Here is a 26,551-nt window from a genome sequence, read left to right as displayed (position 1 = left end):
TATGCAAAAGAAAGGGGGAAAGACGAGAACACTCTCCCGTACTTTCCCCTATAAAATAAAACTTAATGGTCTTTTGAATTAATCTCCGTAGCCTGGAGTCTGTTTCAGCTCTGCATTGGTTGACTTCGTTGTTTCATCAATAGGCCACAACAAGCGGTCGGCACTTGCAGTTGAATACTTTGTAGCCTTATCAACCAAACGAATATCATGCCAACGCTTTCCTTCAAACATGAACTCGCGCATACGCTCTTTAAGGATAGCTTCTATTGGATCCTCATCACCACCAACAAATGGGTTATCGGTATAGAAGTTGGTCAGTGCGGTACTTCCTCCAGTACTTACATCATTTGGATATTGCACCTCTGTATGAGCATTGAAGTAGGTTGCACCGTATGCACGACGACGAACTTGATTGATTTCTGTTGATGGGTCCTGACCTAAGAAAGCCTTAGCCTCAGCAACACCAAGCAAACACTCTGCATAACGATAAATCGGTTGATCGTCATACCATGATGTGGCAGAACTACCAGCAATCAATGTTCCATGGAACTTATTACAGATATTACCAACGTATGAACCATCAGAAGCCTGATAAACATCCGCCAAAGAAGCTTTCTTACGTTTATCATTATCATTTGTATAGAGCTTAGTCCACAAACGTTTATCCAGTGGGAAACGCATTACACCACTACCTAAACGCAGGTTCAAATTATGAGACTCACTGAACTGAATTGCCTGTCCAGCATCGTTATGCAGACGATAAGCACCTACATTCTGCTTGTTCATTACGAGTGAGGTATAAAGACCTCCCCATAAAGAAGTTTCGTTCTCACGATTATGGAGTGCATAGATAATCTCTTTATTCTCCTTGTTATCATATGCAAAGACATCTTCAAAATTATCAAGCAGACTCACATCCGCATTATTCTGAACCTCTTGATAAGCAGCAAGGGCGGTCTGATAATCTGCAGCACCACCACCCATCTGCTTTCCACTCCACAGATATACCTCACCTTTAAGCATCTTGGTTGCAGCAAGTGACCAATAAGTACGACCGTTGGTGAACTTATAGTTATTGTTATAAGCGGTTTCTGAAGCCGAGATATCTGCCTTAATCTGCTTCATTACGTCAGCAGCTGCATCCTGCTTACGGGCAACCTTACCTAAGTCAATAGTCTTGCCCTCCGTGTGCTGTAGATAAACAATAACATCACCATAGGTACGGAGCAACTGAAAATACAAGAAAGCACGCATACCATAAGCACCGGCAAGGTAGTTAGTCTTCTCCGCATCTGTCAGATAGCCGGCTTCATTCACCTTATCTATCATCAAATTAATTTGGTTGATACCAGTATAAAGACCTCCATAGTTGCCTACTACCGCACTACTCTTCTCAAGTGTGTTATTCCATAGACGGTCATAACCCTGTGGAGCCTCACCACTAAAAGCGGTTCCACTATAAATATTACTTCGCATCTCACCCCAGACGATATACTTATCAGCATAGCTTCGCATCCAAGAACTCAGTCCTTGATTGAAAGCTTGTACTTGATCTGGATTCTTCCAGTAGTTTGCATCGGTAATAGTACTAACTGGCTCAATGTCCATACAGCCTGTCAGCGAAAGGCTGAGAGCTGCAGCTGTTATATAGGATAGTAACTTTTTCATTGTAAGTAACATTGCTTAATTAAAATGTAACGTTTAATCCAAAGATAAGTGTGCGAGGAGTTGGGTAACGACCGTAGTCATATCCGTCCAAGATTGCTTCAGGAGAAGCTCCGTCATAAGGGGTAAGATAGAAGAGGTTCTGTCCTGTCACATAAACATTGGCATTCGCCATCTTCATTGCCTTAATCCATGTTCTTGGTAAGGTATAACTCAATGTTATCTCACGCAAAGCCATGTAACCAGCCTTCTCAAAGAACTTAGAGCCTTCACGCCAGATGTTCTGCTTATTCAACTGGTCGGCATAACTGAATGCTGGATAGCTGGCACCTGGATTGGTTTCAGTCCACATATCTTGTACATTCTCTATAAGATTGAACTGGCCTTGATATTGTCCCATAGAGCGAGCCTTGAGGTCATTGTAGATTGTATGACCCAAAGCGTAATCGAAACGAGCAAATAATGAGAGGTTCTTATAACTTAACGTACTCGTCCAACCTCCTGTTACCGTTGGTCTTGAGTTACCCAACACCTTACGGTCGAGTGAGTTGATGATACCATCTTCATTGATATCCTCCCAACAAACATCACCAGGCTCAATAGCCTTCCAGCCTGTTGAGTTCTTATAAAGCACTCCAGTCTGTGGGTTTACTTCATCAGCAAGGCCAGGACCGTACAACTTTGCTATGTTATCAATACGTTTGTTAGCATTTGCCTTTACATCATCCCAATCTCTAAAGATGTGATCTTGGCTGTAACCATAGAGTTCTCCGAGTGTTCCACCCTCACGATAACCACCAATCCACTTAGTTGGAGTCTTACCATCAGCGCCAACTTTGCCCGCAGCAACCTCTACTCCTTGAAGTTGATTGAATGGACGGTCGCTCTTAGGAAGCTGAATAATCGTATTCTTTACAGTTGAGAGGTTGAAAGAGAGGTCCCAACGGAAGCTGTTCTTCAGGTGAATAGGAGTAGCACGCACCTCCATTTCAAATCCTTGATTACGCAACTTACCCAAGTTTGTTTGGATAGAAGAGAAACCTAAGTAGGATGGAAGACTCACGCTCTGAAGCAGATTACTCGTATTACGAACGTAGTAATCGAGAATCAATGATAGACGATTCTTAAAGAAACCGAGGTCAAGACCAGCCTCAAACGTATGACTCTGCTCCCACTTTAAGGCTGTATTCACAAGCGAACGATCATAGAAAGCAGTGTTACCATGATAGTTTGTAAGTTGGTCATAGATTCCATAGATATAGAAATCACCAATACCGCTCACATTACCATTGCTACCATAACTAATACGAGGTTTGATATTGCTAATAAAATTCGACAACTTAGACTCCTTCCAGAAGTCTTCTTCCATCATGTTCCAACCCAAAGAGATACCAGGGAAGAAACCCCAACGGTTATCTTTTAGCTTAGAGTTACCATCATAACGGAAGGTAAAGCTAAGCAAATACTTTTGTTTGTAATCATAGTTGAAACGTCCGAAGAGAGACTCGATACGATTACCAGACTTCTCAGACTTTGGATTGCTATCCTTATCAGCACCAGCATTGAGTGTAGGGATATCATCTGTAGGTGAATTCTTTGTAGAGGCATTCATCCAGAAGTAGTTATAATCATAATACTCCGCACCCAACATAAAGTCAACATTATGATGCTCAGCAAACGTATCGAAGTAATTCAATATCGTATTAAGCTGTATCTGTGTATCCTTCATCATATAAGCATATGCACGACGTGTCGTATTGATGCTATTAGGATTGCTCTGTGTGTAATAAGCTTTATTGAAGCTTTCATTCTGATTCAGCACATGATAAATAGATCCATTGGCTGACATCTTCAGATGCTTAGGTATTAATGTCAAGTCAAAACCTATGTTGAAGGTTTCTGAACGTGAACCATTCTCCATCGTGAGTTTATCATTCCAATACATATAGTTACCATCTGAGCTACTCCAACCTGGTGCTGGAGAACCATCAGCAAGGTAAGGATTCCATGTAGGACGCTGTGAACGGGTACGATAGAACAAAGAACTCCATGAGCCAAAATAACTATCTGGCTTTGTAAACCAGGTGTATTGTGCACCAGCACGCACCTTCAGCCAAGGCTTGATTTGATAATCACCCTTCACGCTACCAGTGAAACGACGGAAAGAAGTATTACGTACAACACCATTCTCATTATAGTAACCTAATGAAGCTACAAAAGAACCCATGTTATTAGCACCACTAAAGCTCAGATAATGGTCTTGTGTAAGGGTTTGATTATGGTAGATTGCATCTTCTAAAAGACCTCCATAATCCTTAAAGATAAGCTTTGCACCATTTGTTGCACCATAGTAAGGGTCGTCCATAACCTCCCATCCTTCTTCAGTTAGCAGTCTTTGGTGCTCAGGATTGGTTGCATCGTAATACATAACATCCGTACGTGGAGTATAATCAGTATATCCACGACCAGAATAACCATTCTGTGCATCGACATTAGCAGCCCTTCCGTGTCCTTCCATAGCATCAGCATAACGCTTGAAACCCATTCGGTTATAGTAAAGATAGTTACGGGCATTCATGAACTTATAGTCATCACGCTTGAAGTTGGCACCCACTTTCAAACGATAATTAATGCTGGAAGTTCCTGCTTGAGCACGCTTTGTTGTAACAAGGATTACACCACCGTTTGCTCTCGCGCCATAAATTGCAGTTGACGCCGCATCCTTCAATACTTCAATTGACTCGATATCAGATGGGTTAATCTCTGACAAAGTACGCTCAACACCATCAACGATAATCAATGCAGGAGCACTTCCTGTGATAGAAGCACCACCACGCAAGGTGATAGAAGGCGCAGTACCTGGCTGACCAGAGCTATTGACAACCTGAAGACCTGTCACACTACCCTGCAATGCACTACCGACATTTGAGAAAGCTGCCGCATCTAACACCTTATTATCCATCTTAGAGATAGCTGTTGTCAACGTAGCACGCTTCTGTTGACCACCATAACCTGTCACGATAAGTTCGTTGAGAGCATGCTGTTCCTCCTTTAACGTCACTTTAATTTCCTGACCATCCCATTTTACCTCCTTAGTGTCCATACCAATGTAGCTAATAACAATAATACTACCAGGAGGAATGTTTGATAAAGAGAAGCGACCGTCTAAATCAGTAACAGCTCCATTACTTGTACCTTTCACTTGAACAGTGGCACCAATGATAGGCTCTCCTTGTTCGTCAAGAATAATACCCGTGCATTTCCCTGATTGCTGTACGCTTTGAACAGGCAGCTTTGACACTGCAAATCCTTGCGTTGACATCAAGAAAGATACACCCATGCATAACGTAAAACCGATTGGCTTGATGTGTAAAATCATGCGCATCTAACTTTTAATAGTAAAGATTGTTTAGTTCCTCCGCAAAACTGTTGACAAAGAGCGTCATGTCTACAGTAGTACGAAAGGATATAAAATTATTAATATGATATTCTATTTATGTTCACGATATTAATGGCTTATTACGAGAGGAGGTATCATTCCCCTTTCCGCAGAACGCCATTTGCCGATGTTATATATTGTTTAGGTTGATATAGGCAAATGTAGGGACTTTTTTTATTTGACACAAATTATGCTAAGAAATATTTTCTAAATAATCATTAATTTTAATCAAGGCGAGTGTAAACTCTACTGACTATCAGACGAAAAGGGATTCTTCATCTACTCTCCTCCACTCAATATAAATAATAACTGAGGCTTTAAACCCAAATCGGTCATTAGACCACAATATGTACATTATTACTATGGTATGGTATTGTTTCCTAACATCTTTTATTTTCTTATCGGCATTTTGTCTGTCTTTGTAGCTTGACGTAGCCCGCTACGCCTGCGCACCAAAGCCAAACAATCTGCTCGATAATAAAACAAAATATGCTTAGGCTCTAATGACCGATTTGGGTTAAAGCATGGTTTACTGTTAGTATTATGGTTCTTTCCGACCAATAAATCGTTCGAAGAATTAGGACTTCTTGTAGCGTGCTAAGCCTCCGCACCAATGGTGTTAGGCGTCCGCACCATACGTGCGGGGCATCCGCACATACGTTAGAACAGGTAAGAAAACTTAATCAAAAGTACTAACTGCAGGACTATTAGACAAAAAAACAGTCTTATTCCTTCTATAAAAAGATAGAATAAGACTGCTATATGACTTTAAAGCAGAGCTAAAGACTTACTTCTGTCTGAATCGCTCAGCCTGACTCTGAATCAAGTCGGTATCTTCGAAATAGTTAATCTGCATAGCTGCACGTACCTCATCCATAGTCTGGGCTGCAGTTTCGCGTGCTTCCAATGAACCCTTTTTGAGGATGTTATAAATCTCTGGAATATCCTGTTCGTACTCACGACGGCGCGTGCGGATTGGATCCAACATCTTGTTCAAGACACTATTGAGCAACTTCTTACACTTCATATCACCGATACCACCGGCTGTATAAGCAGCTTTCAGTTCGTCGAGGTTCTGGAACTCTGGCCAGAACTCAGCGAAGTCCTCATCTGTTGAGAAGGCATCAAGGTAAGTAAACACAGCATTACCCTCAACATGACCTGGGTCAGACACATTCAGGTGAGTTGGGTCAGTGTACATTGTCTTCACCTTCTTCCATACGGTGTCAGCGTCGTCAGAGAGATAGATACAGTTACCAAGACTCTTACTCATCTTCTCCTTGCCATCTGTACCAGGCAGACGACGTGCCGTAGCGTTCTCTGGCAACATAATAGCAGGCTCAACGAGTACTGGTGCATAAATCTGATTGAAGCGACGTACGAGTTCACGTGTCAACTCCAACATAGGCTCTTGGTCCTCACCTGCAGGGACAGTAGTAGCCTTAAAAGCTGCAATATCAGCAGCCTGAGAAACAGGATAAGCAAAGAAGCCCATTGGGATATTAGCTTCAAAGTTGCGCATCTTAATCTCAGTCTTCACCGTTGGGTTACGCTGAACACGGCTTACGCTGACAAGATTCATCAAGAAAGTGGTCAGTTCGGCTATTTCAGGAATCTGACTCTGTATGTAGAGTGTACATTTCTCTGGGCTCAAGCCAGCAGAGAGATAATCTAAAGCTACCTCAATAATATTCTGTCGAATCTTCTCTGGGTTGTCAGCATTATCTGTCAACGCCTGTACGTCTGCCATAAAGACAAACATCTTATCGTAGTCTCCGAGGTTCTGAAGTTCCACACGACGGCGGAGAGAACCCACGTAGTGACCCAAGTGAAGTTTACCTGTAGGGCGGTCACCTGTTAAAATAATCTTTCCCATGTATATATTTCTGTTTTATTCGTTATGTGTATCGTTGAAGTTACTCATCGTGTCCTGGTACAGCAATGGTATCTGCGCCTTCTTCTGGCTGTTCTTCAACTTGCTCTTCTTCCTTCTGCTCAGGCTCTGCTGGGGCTGTTGCCACAGTATCAACAGATGGAGTTTGCTCTACTTGAATAGGAGATTCATATGGAATCGTATCATTAGGGATGCTATCAGTCACAGGTGTTTCTGGCGAAGAAGAGCCGAAAGTGAAATAAGCACCTACACCACCAGCCAATAGAAGTAGACCGATAACAACGCCCCAAAGGATTGCATTGCTGTCTTTCTTGTGCGTTTCTCCTTGTACCTGCTGCGCTTGTGAGGTAAAACCTGTAGGTTGTTCATACTGCTGACCAGCACTCACCAAAGGTAATGTAACCTCCATGACACCATGACAATGAGGACAAGTACACTCGATTGTCTGTCCTTCTTCAGCCTCAACAATAAACTGTGTTCCACAGTTATCACACGTTATCTGATATTTCATAACTTTACGTTGCTTAGAACTTTATTTGTAGCACCAGCCAAACTCTCGACATAAGTACCTGCCAAAGAACCACAAGCAGAGCGATATTCTTCGTCTTCAGCAAAGTGATTCATCAACAAACTAAAACTTTCAAAGTCGAAAACTTCAAAGCCACCACCATCACGCAAGAGTCCTTGTGCTTCAGCAAAATGCTTGTTATTAGGACCAAAGAGAACTGGCATATCCCACACAGCAGCCTCAAGAACATTGTGGATTCCTACACCGAAACCACCACCGACGTAGGCGACATCACCATAATGATAAATCGATGACAACAAACCAAAACAGTCGATAATCAATACATCTGCATCAGCAACATTCTCTTCTGTTGCCTGTGTGTAGCGTATTACCTTCTTATCCTTTATCAGTGAGAGGATAGTCTTTAGATGATCTTCTCCGATAACGTGCGGTGCAATAATAAGTTTCCAGTCCCTATGCTCATTAAAGTACTTAAGGAAGATTTCCTCATCAGGCTGCCATGATGATCCTGCCACAAAGACTTTCTTTCTATCAGCAGCATCCCTATTGACGAACTTCTCCACCAATGGCAGTCTCTTGCTTGCCTCCTTGATTTGCAAAACACGGTCGAAGCGAGTATCACCCACAATAACAGCATCAGAGATTCCTATCTTATTCAGGAGTTCCTTGCTCTCCTCATTCTGAACAAAGAAACGGCTAAAGCACTTCAAAACACGACCATAACCACGACCATACGACTTAAAGAAGATTTGATCTGGACGGAAAATGCTTGACACACTATAGACTGGTATATCACGATACTGCAGGATATGCAGGTAATTATACCAGAATTCATACTTGATAAAGAACGCCATGACAGGACGAACTGCACGTAGGAATCTGCGTGCATTGCCCACCGTATCTATAGGAAGGTAGGTGATGATGTCTGCTCCCTCATAATTCTTTCTCACCTCATAACCTGAAGGAGAAAAGAAAGTAAGCAGAATCTTATATTGCGGATAGTCTTTTCGTATCTGCTCTATCAAAGGGCGACCTTGTTCGAACTCGCCCAATGAAGCAGCATGAAACCAAACATATTGAGCGTCTGGCTCCACCTTCTCACGTAAAATCCGCACTGCCTCCTGTTCTCCTCGCCACATCCTACGTAGCTTTTCATTGAAAAGACTACCCACAGCGATACCAAACTGGATGACATACATTATTATATTATACATACTCGGCTCAATTAATTTAGCCTTTCAAGGTGCTTATCCCAACACCTCAATAGCCTTGTGCATACGCTTCAAGGTTTCCTCTTTGCCAAGGAAAGCAGATATATCGAACATTCCGGGACCCTTACCAATACCAACAAGGGTGAGTCGGAATGCGTTCATGATATCACCAAGCTTATAACCTTTGTTCTCTACCCACTTCAAAACAATAGGTTCCTGACCTTCAACACTGAAGTCTTCTATTCCCTCCAAGACATCAGCAAGCTCGCTCATCTGCTGTGCAGAATATTCCTTCCAACGTTTCTTAACAGTCTTCTCATCATAGCTTGTTGGTGCAATGAAGAAGAAAGAGCAAAGCTCCCAAAGTTCTTTCACGAAGCTAACACGGTCTTTCATCATGTGTACAACCTGTGTTACCTGCTCCATAGTAGCCTCGATGCCATTATTAGCTACGATTGGTGCAAAGAGTTGTGCTATCTCATCATCAGACTTTTGGAGGATGTATTCGTGGTTAAACCACATACCCTTTTGATAGTCAAACTTAGCTCCACTCTTTGAACACTTCGTGATATCGAATGCTTCTACAAGTTCCTCAAGCGAGAAGAGTTCCTGCTCTGTACCAGGGTTCCAGCCCAAAAGTGCCAAGAAGTTGACTACTGCCTCTGGGAAATAGCCACTCTCACGGTAGCCTGAACTTACTTCACCTGTCTTAGGGTCGTGCCACTCCAATGGGAACACAGGGAAACCAAGGCGGTCACCATCACGTTTACTGAGCTTACCCTTACCCTCTGGCTTCAACAACAAAGGCAGATGGGCAAAGCGTGGCATGCTATCTTCCCAGCCAAAAGCACGATAAAGCAACACATGTAACGGTGCACTTGGCAACCACTCCTCACCACGAATAACGTGAGAGATTTCCATCAAGTGGTCATCAACGATGTTTGCAAGGTGATAAGTTGGTAATTCGTCTGCGCTCTTAAACAAAACTTTATCATCAAGGATATCACTCTTGATGCAAACATCACCACGAATAATATCATTAACATGAACTTCCTCTCCGGGTTCTATCTTGAAACGAACAACATATTGTTGACCATCTTCTATCAGACTTTCAACTTCCTCCTTTGACATTGTCAAAGAGTTACGCATCTGTAGACGAGTGTGTGCGTCGTACTGGAAGTTTTCAATTTCCTTACGCTTCGCATCCAACTCCTCTGGTGTATCAAAAGCAATATATGCCTTACCAGCTTCTAAAAGCTGATTGACGTACTTTTTATAAATATCTCGACGTTCACTCTGACGATAAGGACCATGTTCGCCACCAAAGCTAACACCCTCATCAAACTTAATACCTAACCAATCAAAAGAGTCAAGGATATATTCCTCTGCCCCAGGAACAAAACGATTAGAGTCTGTGTCTTCAATACGGAAGATAAGTTTGCCGCCATGTTGACGAGCGAAAAGGTAGTTATACAAAGCAGTACGCACACCACCAATATGCAAAGGACCTGTTGGACTTGGAGCAAAACGCACTCTCACATTTCTTTCTGCCATTGTCTTAAATATTATATTTTCCTGCAAAATTAATGCTTTTTTTTGACTATCCGCTATATTTTTAGTATTTTCGCAAGTTGTTAGAGGATTACGCAACAAGTAACAACAGCTTGTTATAACATTTACGAAACAATATATAAGATGATAAGATTCAAAAACATAAGCAACCCCTATTGGCGGAATATGGTCTCAAGAGTAGCCTTGATCATCGTTGCCGTCGTTTTGATAGTGCTATTTTTACCCCGTACACAAGGTAAACTTTTCCATTATGACGAAGGAAAACCATGGATGTACGGACAGTTGATTGCTAAGTTTGACTTCCCTATCTTTAAGACTGATGCTGCGTTGAAGGTTGAGAAAGACTCTATCACAAAGCATTTCCAGCCTTATTACAACATTAACCAAACGGTTGAACAGAAGAAGATTGAACAGTTTAAGCAGGCATACAAGGATGGTATACCAGGCTTGTCAAAAGACTATATCGATGCGATTGCCCACCGGCTACACGAAATCTATGAGGCTGGAGTCATTGATCCACAACAGTACTCTACACTTGCCAAGGACAGTAACCATTATATCCGTGTCGTAACTGGTAAGCAGGCAGTAAGTGTGCCTATTAATAAGACCTACTCTACCCTTGGTGCCTATGAGCAGCTTTTCATGGACCCTTTGTTAGGTCCGAAGCGTTCCATACTTCAGCAATGTAATCTTAACGACTACATAGAGGCAAACCTTGTCTATGACAAAGACCGTAGTGAGACGGAGATGAACGACATGCTAAGTCTTATTCCGCAGGCTTCAGGCATGGTACTGGAGGGACAACGCATCATCGACCGTGGTGACATTGTCGATGCAAAGACCTATCGTGTGCTTAATTCCTTTGAACAAGCAATGGAGAAGCGCAAGGCTACTGAAGACGAGATAACATCTACCTTCATCGGGCAGACCATCTACGTCTTAATCTTCATTTGCCTTTTCACACTCTACTTGGCACTTTTCAGAAAAGATTATTTTAATAAACCACGTTCCATCTCACTACTTTATGTGATGATAGTCATCTATCCTATCCTCACATCCTTAATGATGGAGCATAACATTCTGAGTGTGTATATCCTTCCATTCAGTATGGCTCCGATATTCTTCCGTGTGTTTATGGACTCACGAACATCCTTCATAGGACACATGACAATGGTACTTATCTGTGCGGTGGCTGTCAAATATCAATACGAATTCATTATCGTACAGTTTGTTGCTGGCCTCGTGGCGATTTATTCTTTGCGCGAATTATCAAAGAGAAGTCAAATCTTCCTTACCGCACTCCTTGTCACAATTGCCTCAGCAGCAGTGTACTTATCGCTCCAACTCATACAGGCAGACGATTTCTCGAAGCTTGATCGCACCATGTATTACCACTTTGCTGTCAATGGCTTCTTCCTTCTCTTTACCTATCCACTGATGTTGGTCATCGAGAAGACTTTCGGCTTCGTATCTACCGTAACAATGTTTGAGTTGTCAAACACAAACAATGAACTGCTACGCCGACTCAGTGAGGTTGCTCCTGGTACCTTCCAGCACTCTATCACGGTTGGTAATCTTGCCACAGAAATAGCCAGTAGAATCGGCGCAAAGGGCCAGTTGGTACGTACTGGTGCGCTCTATCATGACATTGGCAAGATGCTCAACCCTGCATTCTTTACCGAGAATCAGGCAGGCATCAACCCACATGACAAGCTAAACGACCTTGAGAGCGCACGTATCATCATCAGCCATGTGACGGAAGGTCTGAAACTTGCAGAAAAATACAACCTCCCACGTGAGATTAAGGAGTTTATTACCACCCATCATGGTGCTGGACTTGCTAAGTATTTCTACATACACTACAAGAATGAACATCCAGATGAGGAGGTCAACGAAGACTTATTCCGTTACCCTGGACCAAATCCTTTCACACGCGAACAGGCTATTCTTATGATGAGTGATACCGTCGAAGCTGCTTCACGTTCTCTACAGGAATACACCGAAGAGAGTATCAGTGGATTAGTAAACCGACTCATTGATGGTCAAGTTGCTGATGGAAACTTCACGGATTGTCCTATCACATTCCGTGACATCACCGCTGCTAAGGCTGTACTTATCGAACGTCTGAAAGCGATGTATCATACTCGTATTCAGTACCCACAGTTGAAAGTATAGAAGCTTGAGGACAACCACAAGGCTGACTCCTCTCCCCTTCCTTTCCAAAAGGAAGATACATAAACGCCAAGAGACCTCACTAAGTTACAACAATAGTAACATAGTGGGGTTTCTTTTTAGGAGCTTCAATCATTTGAAATGATAAGGCTTACCTCTTAAGCTTAGAACTTTGACATGATGCCACATAGAAAGAAGGAAAACACGGAGGAAGATTTAAAAAGTAATAGAAGGAACGAAGGCGCCGTCGATACATAGAGAAAGCGGAGGTTATTAGCCTGTTTTCTTTGATACTTTAGTGTTTAAGACTTTAGAATTTTCTTTACAAAACAAGTCATAAAAAGACAGGAAATAAGGCTAAAAACGAGTATTAACAACACCTTTGTAAGTTATTCGCTATCAAGCATTTGCGAAACTCCATTTCAAAAGGTGCTTAATTGGACTTCAAAAGGGCGTTAATTAGACTCCAAAAGGGCATCTTTTGCAAGTCAATTAGGCATCTTTAAAAAGCCAAAAGAGCATGTATTGGTTTTGAGTCGCATAAAAATAGTTTACAAACACCTGTGATGTAGGAATCAAGTTATTTGTAGGAAACAGATAGACATAGTATCAAATCGTTTTTATCTTTTAGCTTATCATTCTCTGCAAGACCATCTAATATGGGATAGTAATACCCTGCATATAGATAAGTCTTTCTTCTATTCCCATTCTATTCATTTAACGACATAACCTTATTTCAGCCCTTTTACTACCTAATTAACGCTGCACATTTTAACTAAAAATGAGAAAAAACAAACGAAAATTTGGAAGTTTAGAACAATATTCATAACTTTGCAACCAAAATATATAAGTTTTATATACACTTACGAATCAACAATGAAGTATCAGAAGACTGTCCTTGCAGCTGCATTACTCGCAATGGCAACAACAACACAAGCCGGAGGATTGCTTACAAACACCAATCAGAGCATCGCATTTAACCGTAACTTTGCACGTGTAGGTGCTATTGGTATTGACGGTGTTTACTTTAACCCTGCTGGTGTAGCTTTCCTTGACCAAGGTTTTCATCTCTCTCTTAACTTCCAGAACGTATATCAGACACGTGAGATAACATCTACTTTCAGTGTGCCTGCATTAGCTAATACTCCTTATGAGTATCCATTCAAGCTGAATGGTGGCAATACAACTGATGGTAGTAAGTTCTATCAAGGTAAGGCTTCTGTGCCTATCCTTCCATCTTTCCAGGTGGCATATAATAAAGATAAATGGAGTTTTCAAGCTGGATTTGGTTTGACTGGAGGCGGTGGTAAGGCTGCATTCAACGACGGTCTTCCTACATTTGAACGTCCAGTATCGCTCCTCCCTGCACTTATCAACCAGCAATTGCCTACCTTTGCGGCACTACTTGGACAGCAGGAAACGCCTGCAACGACCTACAGCCTTCAAAGCTATATGAGCGGTCAACAGTATAACTTCGGTCTCCAACTCGGTGTTGCTTATAAGATTAACGAGAATCTCTCTGTATTTGGTGGTGCTCGTTTCAATTATATCTACAACAAATACCAAGGTAGTATCACCAACATTTCAGCAAATGTGGGTGGAAACAACCAGAATCTCTACGACTATTTCCAATCAAAGGTTAACGCTTTGAATGAAAAGGCAAGTGCATTGCAAACACAGGCTGTTGCTGCACAGACTCAAGCAGATGCTCTTCGTGCACAAGCTGATAAAGCTACCGATCCTACAACAAAGGCTCAGTTACAGGCTGCAGCAGACCAATACGCGGTTGGAGCACAGAAGGCAACAGCTGGTGCAAAGCTCGTTCGCGCAGGTGCAGACAAGTTAGAAAGTAGCAAAGAAAAGGTAAAAGACCGCTATTTAGAGGTTTCTCAGCGCGGATGGGGTATCACTCCAATCCTCGGTATTGACTACCGCACTGGCAAATGGAACTTTGCTGCACGCTATGAGTTTACCACAAAGTTCAATATTGAGAACAACACAAAGCGTGATGACACCAAAAAGTACGAGAATGGCGTGAACACACCAAACGATATTCCAGGTATTCTTGCACTCGGTGCACAGTATGAAGTACTGAAGAACCTCCGTGTTATGGCAGGATATAACCACTACTTCGATAAGGATGCACGCATGGACAATGACAAGCAGCGCTTCCTTAAGCATAACACACAAGAGTTCCTTGCTGGTGTTGAGTGGGATATCAACCCTTCAGTGACAGTCAGCGCAGGTGGCCAGCGTACGCTCTACGGACTTGGCGATGGTAAATACCTGACCGATCTTAGCTTCGTAACGAGCAGTTACAGCTTCGGTTTCGGTGCAAAGATTAAGGTTGCAAAGAACGCTCATCTCAACATTGCTTACTTCTTTACCAACTATTCAAACTTCAAGAAGGAATACAATGATGCTATCGAAGCAGGTCAGGAGCAGGTGACACAGCCTGATGGTACTGTAACAATGCAGCCTAAGACTCTCGCAACCAAAAACACCGATATCTTCACTCGTACCAATAAGGTACTCGGTGTAGGACTTGATATTGATTTCTAAGCCACAAATAAATCTACCGTTTTCCACAACTAATACCATTAAGAGGCAGTCAGAGTGATTCTGACTGCCTCTAAACTTTTATAATTTCATCACAATTACTTGTCGTTTTCAACTAATATTCATATATTTGCAGCGGAAAGGAATAAGTTTATGGGAACAACAATATCAACACTTGCTTCAAAGATTGCTTCTAAACAAGCATACCAAGAGAAAAAGAAATTAGAAAGCTTGCAAAGGATAGCAAGATACTTATCTGCCGAAGAGAAAGAGGTTCTCTTCAGTGGGAATGGGTTTGTACGTGTACCAAAAGAGGAAGCTGAGAGAATGAAGATTGATGCTTACCTCAACACTTAAATATCTACAAAAAATGAGCCTGAGTTATTATCCATACAGATTTGTGAAGAAAATAGATGAGCCTTGGGATGGACCTCAAGGCTTTTTACTTTATAAACTTTTGTATTCGTTTAAGTCCTATAAAAGTCATCAGACTTATTGGGTGTGGGTAGAGGTTTATGCACAACATTTTTATGCCGTCAAGTTTCATCTAAAAGCACATAGAAATAGTGATAAGAAGTATAATATCTTGACGGGACTTAACGAGCCCAGAGAATGTATACAGACTTGTATGGCTATTATGAAAGAAGTTTCTGGGAAAGACGATAAAGCTTCTTTCGGCTTTATTGGTGCTAACTCTATTGGAGAGTCTGAACTTGAAACAAAAAGATTCCGAGTATATAGTAGGTATATGCAGACTTACTTTAACTCAGAAGAGTTTGAACATCATTATAACCTCATGAAGAGTGCATATTTGATAATATGTAAACAGCAATTAAAAGATAATTCCAATCTCATCAACGACATCGTTGAAGGCTTTAAAGAACTTTACCCCTACTTTGACTAACATCCATCTTAAACCTATTAATACATGAGATAAAAGATGCCTCTCATACCTTATCTTATATGAAAACAGGTTCTTCCGTTACTACAGTAATCCGCAGACAAGGGTTTGAAAAATCCTTACATAATTTCAAATAAGACATCAATAAATAACAGCAAAAACACATATAAAAAGCAGGTTTGCAACCAACAGTAAATCAATTAGTTATAAAGTAGCAAAACAAAAGGTGCTTAATTGGACTTCAAAAGGGCGTTAGTTAGAACTCAAAAGGGCACCTATTGCAAGTCAATTAGGCGTCTTTTAGAAGCCAAAAGACCATATATTAGTTTTGAACTGCACGAAAATAGTTTACAAAAATCTATAATATGGTAATAAGTTATATGCAAAAGACAGATAAACATCACACCTAATTAGGGAATTTCCGCTAATTCCCTACCTTAACATTAAGTTCCGCCCAATTAGAGAATAAGACTTTAGAAAAGAGATAAGTAACTAAGACTATAGCGGATCAACGTCGTAATACACTTGAAGAGCACCATATCTCTTGTCCTTCAACATGGCATCTAAGGCCCCACGAAGATACTGGCGAACACGAGAATAGTCAATACCATTCTCCAACTTTAGCATAATCTTTCTAATGTTTAAGGTCTTCACTCGAGCTACAGCAGGTTTGTCAGGACCTAACACACGGTCACTGAAGATTTCACGGAGCCTACTTCCTAATTCTAAACCTGCTGAATTTACCGTGTTTTCATCCCTATGCTTCAAATAGACATAGACAAGTCGATAGAATGGAGGATAATGAAATTCCAGCCTCTCGGTAAGTAAGTCGGAATAAAACGACTGATAATCATTACGCACCACTTGCTGAATAACAGGCAAATCTGGACTCTTTGTCTGAAGAATTACCAACCCCTGCCTGCCTTTTCTTCCTGCTCGTCCACTCACTTGACTCATCATCATAAACGCTTGCTCGTATGCACGGAAGTCAGGATAATTCAACATTGAGTCTGCATTGAGGATTCCCACGACCGAAACCTTATCAAAATCAAGACCCTTTGAAATCATCTGCGTACCTATCAGAAGATTACTCTTCCCTATAGAGAAGTCATTAATCAAACGCTCATAAGCATTACGTGTGCGAGTTGTATCAAGGTCCATTCGCGCAATACGAGCCTCTGGGAAGATATAACGGATTTCATCTTCGATCTTCTCCGTACCATACCCACGACCACGGATATCCTCACTTTCACAACAAGGGCAAACATCTGGCACCTTCATCGTATAACCACAATAGTGGCAAGAGAGGTAGTTCATGTTCTTATGATACGTCAACGAAACATCACAGTCTGGACACTTTGGAACCCACCCGCACTGTCTACACTCCACCATCGGTGCAAAACCACGTCGATTCTGAAAAAGAATAGCTTGTTCGCCACGCCCCAAAGCCTCACGAACAGCAGAGAGAAGACGCGGAGAGAAGGGACCTGTCATCATCTTTCGACGATAAAGATCCTTTATATCAACAATCTCTATTTCGGGAAGTTGGATATCTTTATAACGGCGTGTCAACTCAACAAGTCCATACTTACCTTGTTTCGCATTGTAATAGCTTTCCATCGAGGGTGTAGCTGTTCCCAAAAGCGTCTTTGCATTAGGATACATCTGTGCCAACACTATCGCTGCCGAGCGAGCATGATAACGAGGAGCAGGGTCTTGTTGCTTAAAACTCTGCTCATGTTCTTCATCTATAATGACAAGACCTAATCGATGAAATGGGAGAAAAATAGCACTTCTTGCACCTAAAATTACATCATAAGGTGAATCAGACAACTGCTTATGCCATATTTCCACACGCTCCGCATCGCTATACTTACTATGATAAATTCCCAATCGATCACCAAAAACGGCCTTCAGACGTTCTGTAATCTGAACCGTTAGTGCAATCTCAGGCAAGAGGTATAACACCTGTTTATGCTCATTGAGGGCTTTCTGAATGAGATGGATGTATATTTCCGTCTTTCCAGAAGAGGTCACTCCATGTAGTAGTGTCACACGATGAGACATCATTTGCAAAAGAATCTGATTATAAGCCTCAATCTGTGCCTCGTTTAGAGGTTTTATATTCTCTGGATGTGATGGCTTTCCACTGTTCAATCTACCGACCTCCTTCTCATAGGTAACCAATATTTTCCTATCCTGTAAAGCACGAATAATACCAACAGAAGCATGAGTAACGTTCATCAACTCCTCTCTGGTCACCTCTCGCAGTACTGTCTCTGGTGTAATTTCTGCCATTTCATCGACACCAGCCAATTGCAAATAAGCCATAAGGACTTCCACTTGTTTCACTGCACGCTTCATAGAGTCAATCATAAGTGAGAGCGTCCTTTCATGGTGTAAGTTGTCAGCTAATCGGATATAAAGTTCTGTTCGTGGTCGATAACCGTATTCCTCTTTCAGTCCCGATGGCAATGCAGCCTTATAGACATCCCCAATTGGCGACATATAGTAATCGGATATCCAATGCCACAGCTTTAGCTGCTGTGGTAAGAGTACAGGAGTGTTATCCAGTACATCTATGATATTCTTATAGGTAATCTTCTTTCCGCCTACAACATCATTCTCCGATGGATTCGGTATATTTACAGGATATTCCGCAACAATGCCCACATAGATCTTACTCTTTCCCAAAGGCACAGACACTCGTACACCAGCTGTCACCCGAGATGCCAATGCATCGGGTACACCATACGTAAAATAGCCTTCAAGAGGAAGGGGGAGAATAATATTAGCGTAAGTCATTACAAATTCTTTATTACCTATCAACCAACACAAACAATACTATAAGCCAGATATTGGTTTGAATACAAAGTTACAAAGAAAGATGCAAATACACAATGATAGAAGTCATCAATAACACTATACTATCACAGAAACAATCTCAATATAATGTTCTATCACATAAAAATCCCATTTCATACTCGATGAAATGGGACTTTTTAAAATATCACTAAACTTCTGTTCTTAGAAGAAATAAGCCAAACCCAACTGCCAAGAGCTATTACGACTACCCTTCTTATTAAAGACAGACGTCGCTGCATCAGTTGCTGTTTTCCACGTAGCATTGCCAGTTTTACCACAAGCAATATTATAGTTAGCACTAACTTGCAAATGTTTAAATGCCGTTACACCGAAACCAAGGTTGACACTGAAGTTACTATTCTTCAAAGCATAAGTACTTCTCATGTTCCACTGATACTCCTTTTCACCAATATTAAATGCAATCTGAGGACCGCCAAAGAAGAAAACACTTGCCACACTACCTAATCCAATAGAATAGCGAGCATTCACAGGAATCGCTATCTGCTGTTGTTTTACGGTCTGCGTCATAGTAGCATAATCAAGTTTGGCTGCTCGATAGTCATAGAGAACAGAAGCATCCATACCTAAACCTACTACTGGTAAGGTGAACTTCACAGTAGGACCAATGAACCAACCTGTCTGATTAGATTTATTAAAAACATCACTATCAAAGTAGAAATCACTCACATTCAGTCCTGCCTTTACACCAAACTTTAATGGTTCATCAGCATGGGCAGGAACAGAAATAAGAAATGATAGGGCTAAGAAACCCAATGAAATAATTTTCTTCATGACCATAAGTATTAATGATAAAGAACTAAATTCACTCCTCATCATGCAAAACAGGTATGCTTACACATCTGAGAGAGACTCGAAATAGTACAACTTTTCGAGTACCCTTATACATTAACTGAATCTGTAAGGATATTATTGTCCGTTTAAAATTAATTAAGTTTGGTTCTATAAAATTCCTTTAATGAAGTTTTATCTATCCCTCATTAAAGGCTGATTCTATCGTAGGTTCTACAGAAGCAACCTTAAGGAATTTTAGGTTCTTCCAAAAGATGAAGCGATAATGTAAGCCTATTACATAGTAAGTTACATAAGAAGCAGAAGAAACAGAACTTAAAACAATACACAGAGGTGTCTCTATTGGGCTACAAATCTAAAAATAAAACCTCCCTTTCCTCCTTCCCTCCATGTGAGATTTAGCTTCAAAAGATAAAGAAATATATTGACAAAATAATCAAAGAAAAGGAAAAGAAATGACTTAAAAGCAAGCTGCTTTAGTACCTATGTAAGTCATTTTCTATCAAATAGTTGCAGAGACAGATTTTTAAAGGTGCTTAACAAGGCTTCAAAAGGGCATCTCTTGCAAGCCAATTGGGCGTTAAATGCAAGCCATTTGATGGTCTTTTAAAAATAAATATGTGAAAAATTAGGACAAAAAGGGATTTCAGTCATTTAAGTGATAAGCTTTACTTGTTACATTTAGAACTTTAAGAAAAATAAAACAGAGCAACTCCAAGTTCCTTGTTACAAACTTAGAGTTGCTCTGTATGCCTTATTATATAATGCTTTAGACTACTACACCAAACTTCCGAAGAGCAAAAAAGAATATTAATGACGCTCGCGGCGAACTGTTACACGCGCAGGAGAGACTCCTGCACTTCCACTTGAAGATGAACGACGAGAGCGACTAACACCACTTGTCGATGGACTTGTGCGACGAGAACGTCCAAGCTTTCTTGGGGCTTTCTCAGCTTCCTTAGCCGCAGAGATACTATCAAGGCTATCTCGACGAGCTGGATCGCCATAGATTGTCTTCTCGAATGCAACCAACTCACGTTCTATCTTCTTTTGTTCTGCAGCCATTGCAGAATCATTAGGACAGTATTGTGCGAGCGTCTTACCTAACATATTGGTTGTCTTATAAATCTTTCCCTTATAGAGATTCATCGTGAAATAATCGTCAACACTCATTGTTGCAGCATTATTCAGATTACTGGTCATGATAGTTTGCTTAGCAAGGAATGGGGCTAAGTCATCATAACGCACCCAGAAGAGCGGGTATTTCACTTCACCATCTCCGAAATCATCTTCACGATACATAATCGGGCAAAGAGCTACGACCTTACGATGAAAGGTGGCTGTTCCTTGATCATAATAGGCACTCTCCTTTAGATAGTAGCCTTTCACCTCACCCGAAGGGATATCACTATTGTCAAGGCGAATACCATGATCGGTGCGTTCGTAGAAAATATGATAGTTATCAAGGAACTGCAAAGGCTTAACTCGAGCAGAATCCGTAAATATCTCATTGCCGTCCATACGATAGTTATAGGCTGCAATACCCCCACGATTAGGACCATTCATCATCAACTTGAAGATGTAAGTAAAGAGATTCATCTGCGAACCCACAGGCTCTGTAGGATAATATAATCCAGCATTAGCATCCTCGGTAAGTTTGAGTTCACGATAGATATCACGTCGCCAAACAACATCTTCCTCCATAGGAGCAGTTGTAGGGAAGGATATCTGCGCACGTGTTGTAATCGTATTAGCAGGCGACTGACGCTGTTGTTGATTACGACGTGCAGCAGGCTGCGCACTTACAAAGAGTGCCAAGCAGGCTGTGCAGACTATGAGAAATATCTTTTTCATTATTATTTTGTTTATTCTTTACTAAAAGAGAAGCTGTGATATAGTGTTTTACAAGTAGATATAGTATCAACACTATCTATCAACTTGTCAACCCAGAAACTTGTCAACTCGTCTACTACTACCTCACAATAACCTCCATATTTCTTCCATTAAGCGTTCGAGTGGTACCATCAGGTCCATGAACGACAACGTTTGTGATATAGAATCGCTTGTTACGGCTCAACTGTCGGAACTGTTCTTTCTGCTGTGGAGAGAAGGAAGCACCGTTACTTGCAAGCGGTACAGCGTTACCCATATTATCAAAGAAGACAACACGGAAGCTGGTTACACTGAAAGGAATATCGAGTAAGCCATCATCAATAGCAGCCTGAATGCCTGGTGCAGACATAAGTGCAGCCTTTGAAAGGGTTCCACTCTTAAATCTATCAGCACCCATAGCGATATATGGCGATGGATCCGGCAATTTTCTCACACGGAACTGGTAATCTCCAATCTTGCGACCCTTAGCAGATACAGAGATCGTTACAGGCTGACCAACTGCTGAAGGACGTGCGATAAAATGGCCACCACCCCTTGCTACGAGTGATCCTCCTGACATAGTAGCTTGCACATCATGCTGAGAAGTATTAGGAATACTAATGGTGATTGGGTTATCAAAGCCTGCATAGAGTACGTTCATCAGGTCTGCTGCAATAGTAGCCATTCCATCGAAAGGTGGAACCTTCTGCATTCCTTGAGGACTGATATACTCTTTTGGCTGTGGACCACCCGTCACCCAATAGTCTTGTGAGAAGTTTCTACGCAACACATTACCTGTTAAGTCCTTGATAAGGATGTATCCACTCAAAGTATGTTTACCAGGTGCACCTGCTTTCACAGTTATCTGGTTGCCCTTAATAAGTTGTCCATTAACAAAGACCTGTGGCTGTTGTGTAGAGTCTACAGCCCCCATAAACATCTGTGCAGTCATTGTCTCACCCGGATAAAGGCGTGTCTGACTTGGCACAACGAATGCCTGAAGCTTGTTAACGCGTATGTCTTTTAAACCGACATTAGCCACCAAGGTGTGTAATACCTCACCTTCTGCATAGCGAACATCGCTTTGCAACTTCGAGAGAAGCGTTACTGCTGCCGCAACAGGCATATTTTCGAACATATACTCTTCCCAGTTCTTACCCATTGAATGGTGAGGTACCTCCGTAGAAAGGTTACTTGCAATAATCTTCTTCTGTCCTGGGTCTGTTACAAACTGCAATATACGTGCTCGATAGCTATTGATAGCCTCATAAAGCTTATGCCCTTGTCCATTGGCTGGGTTCAACATAATGTAACTGGCAGCCTCAATATTATCCTTTCCTTCGATGTTTAAGGGGTCACCTTTCTCACCATCAGCCTCACGAACGATGGCTACTTTCAGCGCTTGTGCATAGTTATAGAGGGAATCACTCATCTCTCTAACCGTAGACGCCATCATAAACCACTGCTTAACCTTCTGTGGATTCTTGCGCATCATCTGGTCGAGTTCGCCAAAGATAGCATCATTTTCCTTGGATGAATTCCCCGTCGTACGGTTCAGGCTCTCTTCAACAACAGAGAAGCCATTGAGTACCTCGGTAGAGATATTCAATGCCAACATTGCCATGAGGACGACGTACATAAGGTTAATCATCTTCTGGCGTGGGGAAATCTTTCTCTTCTTAATAGCCATTAATTCTATTATTTGTAGTGGGAAGACGCTAAAAACAGACGCCTTCCCTACCATATTTCATCATTACAAGCTTTCAGGTGTAGACTGCTGAGGGGCAACATTAGGTGCTGCCACACGCATATTAACAGTCATTGCCTCAATCATTCGAGCATAGATACTATTGAGTTGCTCTATCTGCTGTGCCATCTTACGAGTCTGATCATTAATCTGGTCGATTGTACCAATCTGCTGGCTGGCACTCTTAAGTTGCATCTCATAAACCTTAGCAATACCTGTGAGGGTACGATTAAGGTTCTCCATCTCTTCGCTATCACGTGTCAAACGCTGACTCTGGTCGTTCACCTTGCCCAACATCTCAGTCAGATTCTGCAATGCAGCAACATAGTTTGTCTGTGCTTCTACCATCTCTGGTGTCTGCTGTTGTGCATCTGTGATAGCCTTACTCTGCTGACCAACAACGGCTGCAGCGATATCATTAGCTGAAGGCATTGCCTCTTGAACACTCTGTGCAATATTCTCTGCAGCAGCATATTGTGGCTGTGGCACAGCTGCGGGGCGTTCTACAGTATTTTCGTTGTCATCAAGAAGTTCCTCAGTAACATGTGTTGGAAGTTCACGACCATCATCCGTCTTATCAAATGGACGATCAAACGCCGAGAGGAAGAATACGATAACCTCAGTACCCATACCGAAGTAAAGCATAATATTAGCTCCCGGCAAGTGGGTCAACTTAAACAAAGCTCCAAGAATAACCACTGATGCACCCCAACTATAACCATAGTTTAGGAACGTTTGTCCAGGAACACTATCCATCCACTTCTGCAGATGGTATATGAGATTGTATTTACTGTACTGTGTCATTTATCTTCTCTTTTTCTTACTGCTTTTCTTATTCTCTTTTGCTGCCTCACTTGAAGAACTTGCAAGACTGCGAACACAACGGAAACCGATGTAGCTACGTGGTTGGTTCTGATACTCCCAAGTACGCCAAGCACTACGGATATAGCTCTCTGGGTCTTTCCAACTACCACCACGAACACTCTTCTTCTTCAAGCGATATGGGTCTTCTTTGGCTGCTTTATAGTCTAACTGTGGATTGAGGTCATTCATCGCATCAACACCAGCCTCTGTATAGATGGTACTTGTCCACTCGGCAACATTACCTGCCATATCGAACAATCCATTAGAGTTTGCACCATAGATTCCCACCTTACTTGTAATCAAGTTACCGTCTTTGGTGTAGTTTCCACGGTCTGGTTTAAAGTTGGCATAGAAACAACCATTACCATTCTTAACGTTTTGATTATCCCAAGGGAACTCATCTTGATTCTTTCCACGAGCCGCAAACTCCCACTCTGCCTCTGTAGGGAGGCGATAACGCTGTACATAGCGCGCCTCTTTTCCCAAGCCTTTAAGCAGATACTCTGTACGCCAAGCACAGAAAGCATTAGCCTGCTCCCATGTTACACCTACTACAGGATAGTTGTTATAAGTTGGATTACTGAAGTAATTACGGAGATAAATCTCGTTGTCTGAATTGCGGAAGTCATTCACCCAACAAGTTGTATCTGGATATATATTAACAATATAGGTATTGAGGAAGTCCCAAGGACCTGTCAACGGACGATTAATGGTCTCGCTATGAATAACGCCGTTTTCATCGACATAAGCTGTATCCTTTGATATCATCACCATCTCATTAGGGTCGACTGTGATATCAGTATTTAAATTACGCTCTTGTGGATTCAAACGGTTACGACGAAGGGCAGCTGATGTATAATCATAAATCTCATAACGATAGTTCAACTGTCTGCCATCAATGCTCTTCTCACCTGTTACTGGATTAGTTACATAAAGGCTCTCGAAAGCACGCTGCTCATCCTCATTAGGCTTACGAGGAAGTCGCTTACTCCAGTCTAAATGTGGTGTGACGGGATCGCCATTCTTGTCTTCTGTAATCATATAGCTTTCATCACCACCATATGCAGGGTCTGCCAAACGGGTACGGATAATTGAATCACGAACCCACTCTACAAACTGTTTGTACTCGGAATTGGTCACCTCTGTTTCATCCATCCAGAATCCATCAACAGAGATGTCCTTTACAGGTGTCTTCTTACCCCATAGGGAGTCCTGCTTTTCCAAACCCATTCTTAACCAGCCACGCTTGACAAGTGTCATGCCGTAAGGTGCTGGTTCGCGGAAAGCACGCCCTCCACCAACGCCAGTAACCTCACCGCCACGACCTGACGAAGCGGTTGACTTACCAGCAAAACAGCCTGTCAATGTTCCCAAGACGAGTGCACCAAGACAAATGGCAACTATACTTTTCTTCATTTTCATTATATCTTTCTATAGAAATCTTACGCTTTTATGTTTGTTCCTACCTTTCTTCTGCAGGTTTATATCGGTTTGATAGCTGACAAACAGCCCATGACTACCATTCTTGAAAGCTGCTGTACCCGTGTACATCTCATAGCTATAACCCAAGTTAATTCCGTGGAATGTTCCACCAATCATGGCTGTCACTGAGTTTGTTGGACTATAAGAGACTCCTCCGTAAAGTACTTTCTTCTCGTGCGTGTAGACTAATCGAGCGGTGATGTCAGCCCGATAGTTTACGCCATCATACCGTGCCAAGACAGAAGTCGGTATAGTAAGAAACGGATTTCGTAATTTAATATTGTATCCACCCGTTAAATAATATGTTCGATTTATCTGTAATCCATTGGTCTCTCCCAAATCTACTAAGAGCGCATTGAGGTGCTGAACAGATGCGCCAACATACCAGTTCTTATGCGTATAATAAACTCCAACTCCCAAATCGAGTCCTTGACCATTGACTTCTCCTTGTGCTAAGGCTGGATCGCTTGACTCTTCTGGGTCTAACTTAGAGCCATCTAATTTTTCAAAAAGCATACCCACCTGAACACCTGCAGATAGCATTCCACCCCAAAGGTCCTTACGAAAAGCGTATTGCCCCGCTACACGCTGATGAACAAAGGCTCCTAACTTATCATTCAAAATAGAAATACCCACTCCATGATATTGCTTCATGAAATAGATAGGCATGTCTGCTCCGACATAAAAAGTGTTTGGATTGTGTTCATAACCTGCAAAGTCAAGGGCGTATGCACCCACAACATTCAGTTTGTTATCCTTTCCGACTGTAGCTGGATTAAACGATGGCTCCATCGCCCAATAGTGACTATAAGACGGATCGTACTGTGCCTTGACAGGGTTTCCTATCAGGCAAGCAAGTGGGAATATGAGTATTAAACGTTTAAACACGTTTCTATAACGTATGTCTGGTTGAATTATTGCTTTCTATACGTATAAATATTAAAGAGCATATGGATATAGAAAGGAAAA

The 26,551-nt window shown here is 41.8% G+C and carries 17 protein-coding genes; 4 read left to right on the top strand and 13 right to left on the bottom strand.

Features of this window, described 5'->3' with window-relative positions; translation table 11 throughout:
• Positions 1-78 precede the first annotated feature (78 nt).
• From nanU to gltX, 6 genes are all read right to left on the bottom strand, one after another.
• Positions 79-1,668 carry a SusD family outer membrane lipoprotein NanU gene (gene nanU, locus HMPREF0659_RS01440; protein ID WP_013263997.1) on the bottom strand — a complete coding sequence of 530 codons (1,590 nt, stop codon included), beginning with the start codon at positions 1,666-1,668 and terminating at the stop codon, positions 79-81.
• Between the two features lie 19 nt (positions 1,669-1,687).
• Entirely contained in the window at positions 1,688-5,044 is a 3,357-nt protein-coding gene (locus HMPREF0659_RS01435) for a SusC/RagA family TonB-linked outer membrane protein (protein WP_013263953.1), read from the bottom strand.
• Positions 5,045-5,891: 847 nt separating this feature from the next.
• The gene (gene trpS, locus HMPREF0659_RS01430) at positions 5,892-6,980 is read right to left on the bottom strand and encodes a tryptophan--tRNA ligase (RefSeq protein ID WP_013264178.1); all 1,089 of its coding nucleotides are present in this window, start codon (positions 6,978-6,980) and stop codon (positions 5,892-5,894) included.
• Between the two features lie 40 nt (positions 6,981-7,020).
• Entirely contained in the window at positions 7,021-7,509 is a 489-nt protein-coding gene (locus HMPREF0659_RS01425) for a hypothetical protein (protein WP_013264137.1), read from the bottom strand.
• Positions 7,506-8,741, bottom strand: a complete 1,236-nt coding sequence (locus HMPREF0659_RS01420; protein ID WP_044045814.1) for a 3-deoxy-D-manno-octulosonic acid transferase — start codon at positions 8,739-8,741, stop codon at positions 7,506-7,508. Before HMPREF0659_RS01420 ends, HMPREF0659_RS01425 begins: the two co-directional genes overlap by 4 nt.
• 33 nt (positions 8,742-8,774) lie before the next feature.
• Entirely contained in the window at positions 8,775-10,292 is a 1,518-nt protein-coding gene (gltX, locus tag HMPREF0659_RS01415) for a glutamate--tRNA ligase (protein WP_044045813.1), read from the bottom strand.
• Between the two features lie 141 nt (positions 10,293-10,433).
• Between gltX and HMPREF0659_RS01410 the strand changes: the two genes are divergently transcribed.
• The 4 genes from HMPREF0659_RS01410 to HMPREF0659_RS01395 all read left to right on the top strand — a co-directional run bounded on the left by HMPREF0659_RS01410 (position 10,434) and on the right by HMPREF0659_RS01395 (position 15,945).
• A complete protein-coding gene (locus HMPREF0659_RS01410) occupies positions 10,434-12,485 on the top strand; it encodes an HD family phosphohydrolase (RefSeq protein WP_044045812.1) in 2,052 nt (683 codons plus the stop codon).
• 873 nt (positions 12,486-13,358) lie between these two features.
• The gene (locus tag HMPREF0659_RS01405; protein WP_013264306.1) at positions 13,359-15,044 is read left to right on the top strand and encodes a membrane protein; all 1,686 of its coding nucleotides are present in this window, start codon (positions 13,359-13,361) and stop codon (positions 15,042-15,044) included.
• A gap of 150 nt (positions 15,045-15,194) precedes the next feature.
• A complete protein-coding gene (locus HMPREF0659_RS01400; RefSeq protein ID WP_013264525.1) occupies positions 15,195-15,398 on the top strand; it encodes a hypothetical protein in 204 nt (67 codons plus the stop codon).
• Between the two features lie 43 nt (positions 15,399-15,441).
• Positions 15,442-15,945: a hypothetical protein gene (locus HMPREF0659_RS01395; RefSeq protein WP_226893182.1), complete on the top strand. Its 504-nt coding sequence runs from the start codon at positions 15,442-15,444 to the stop codon at positions 15,943-15,945.
• A 495-nt stretch (positions 15,946-16,440) separates the two neighbouring features.
• On the opposite strand, the gene priA is transcribed toward HMPREF0659_RS01395, so the two are convergent.
• From priA to HMPREF0659_RS01360, 7 genes are all read right to left on the bottom strand, one after another.
• Positions 16,441-18,747 carry a replication restart helicase PriA gene (gene priA / locus HMPREF0659_RS01390; protein ID WP_013263856.1) on the bottom strand — a complete coding sequence of 769 codons (2,307 nt, stop codon included), beginning with the start codon at positions 18,745-18,747 and terminating at the stop codon, positions 16,441-16,443.
• Positions 18,748-18,969: 222 nt separating this feature from the next.
• A complete protein-coding gene (locus HMPREF0659_RS01385; RefSeq protein WP_013264173.1) occupies positions 18,970-19,599 on the bottom strand; it encodes a porin family protein in 630 nt (209 codons plus the stop codon).
• A gap of 828 nt (positions 19,600-20,427) precedes the next feature.
• Positions 20,428-21,471 carry a type IX secretion system ring subunit PorN/GldN gene (gene porN / locus HMPREF0659_RS01380; RefSeq protein ID WP_013264051.1) on the bottom strand — a complete coding sequence of 348 codons (1,044 nt, stop codon included), beginning with the start codon at positions 21,469-21,471 and terminating at the stop codon, positions 20,428-20,430.
• 118 nt (positions 21,472-21,589) lie between these two features.
• Positions 21,590-23,179 carry a type IX secretion system motor protein PorM/GldM gene (porM, locus tag HMPREF0659_RS01375; RefSeq protein ID WP_013264669.1) on the bottom strand — a complete coding sequence of 530 codons (1,590 nt, stop codon included), beginning with the start codon at positions 23,177-23,179 and terminating at the stop codon, positions 21,590-21,592.
• Between the two features lie 63 nt (positions 23,180-23,242).
• Complete coding sequence (porL, locus tag HMPREF0659_RS01370) at positions 23,243-24,040, bottom strand: type IX secretion system motor protein PorL/GldL (RefSeq protein ID WP_013264856.1); 798 nt, start codon at positions 24,038-24,040, stop codon at positions 23,243-23,245.
• Complete coding sequence (gene porK, locus HMPREF0659_RS01365; protein WP_013264473.1) at positions 24,041-25,522, bottom strand: T9SS ring complex lipoprotein PorK/GldK; 1,482 nt, start codon at positions 25,520-25,522, stop codon at positions 24,041-24,043.
• A 9-nt stretch (positions 25,523-25,531) separates the two neighbouring features.
• The gene (locus HMPREF0659_RS01360; protein WP_052299124.1) at positions 25,532-26,470 is read right to left on the bottom strand and encodes a PorP/SprF family type IX secretion system membrane protein; all 939 of its coding nucleotides are present in this window, start codon (positions 26,468-26,470) and stop codon (positions 25,532-25,534) included.
• Positions 26,471-26,551: the final 81 nt, after the last annotated feature.

Source organism: Prevotella melaninogenica ATCC 25845 (genome assembly GCF_000144405.1).
In the GTDB taxonomy this organism is placed as follows: Bacteria; Bacteroidota; Bacteroidia; order Bacteroidales; family Bacteroidaceae; genus Prevotella; species Prevotella melaninogenica.
This window is presented reverse-complemented; position numbering and strand designations above follow the sequence as displayed.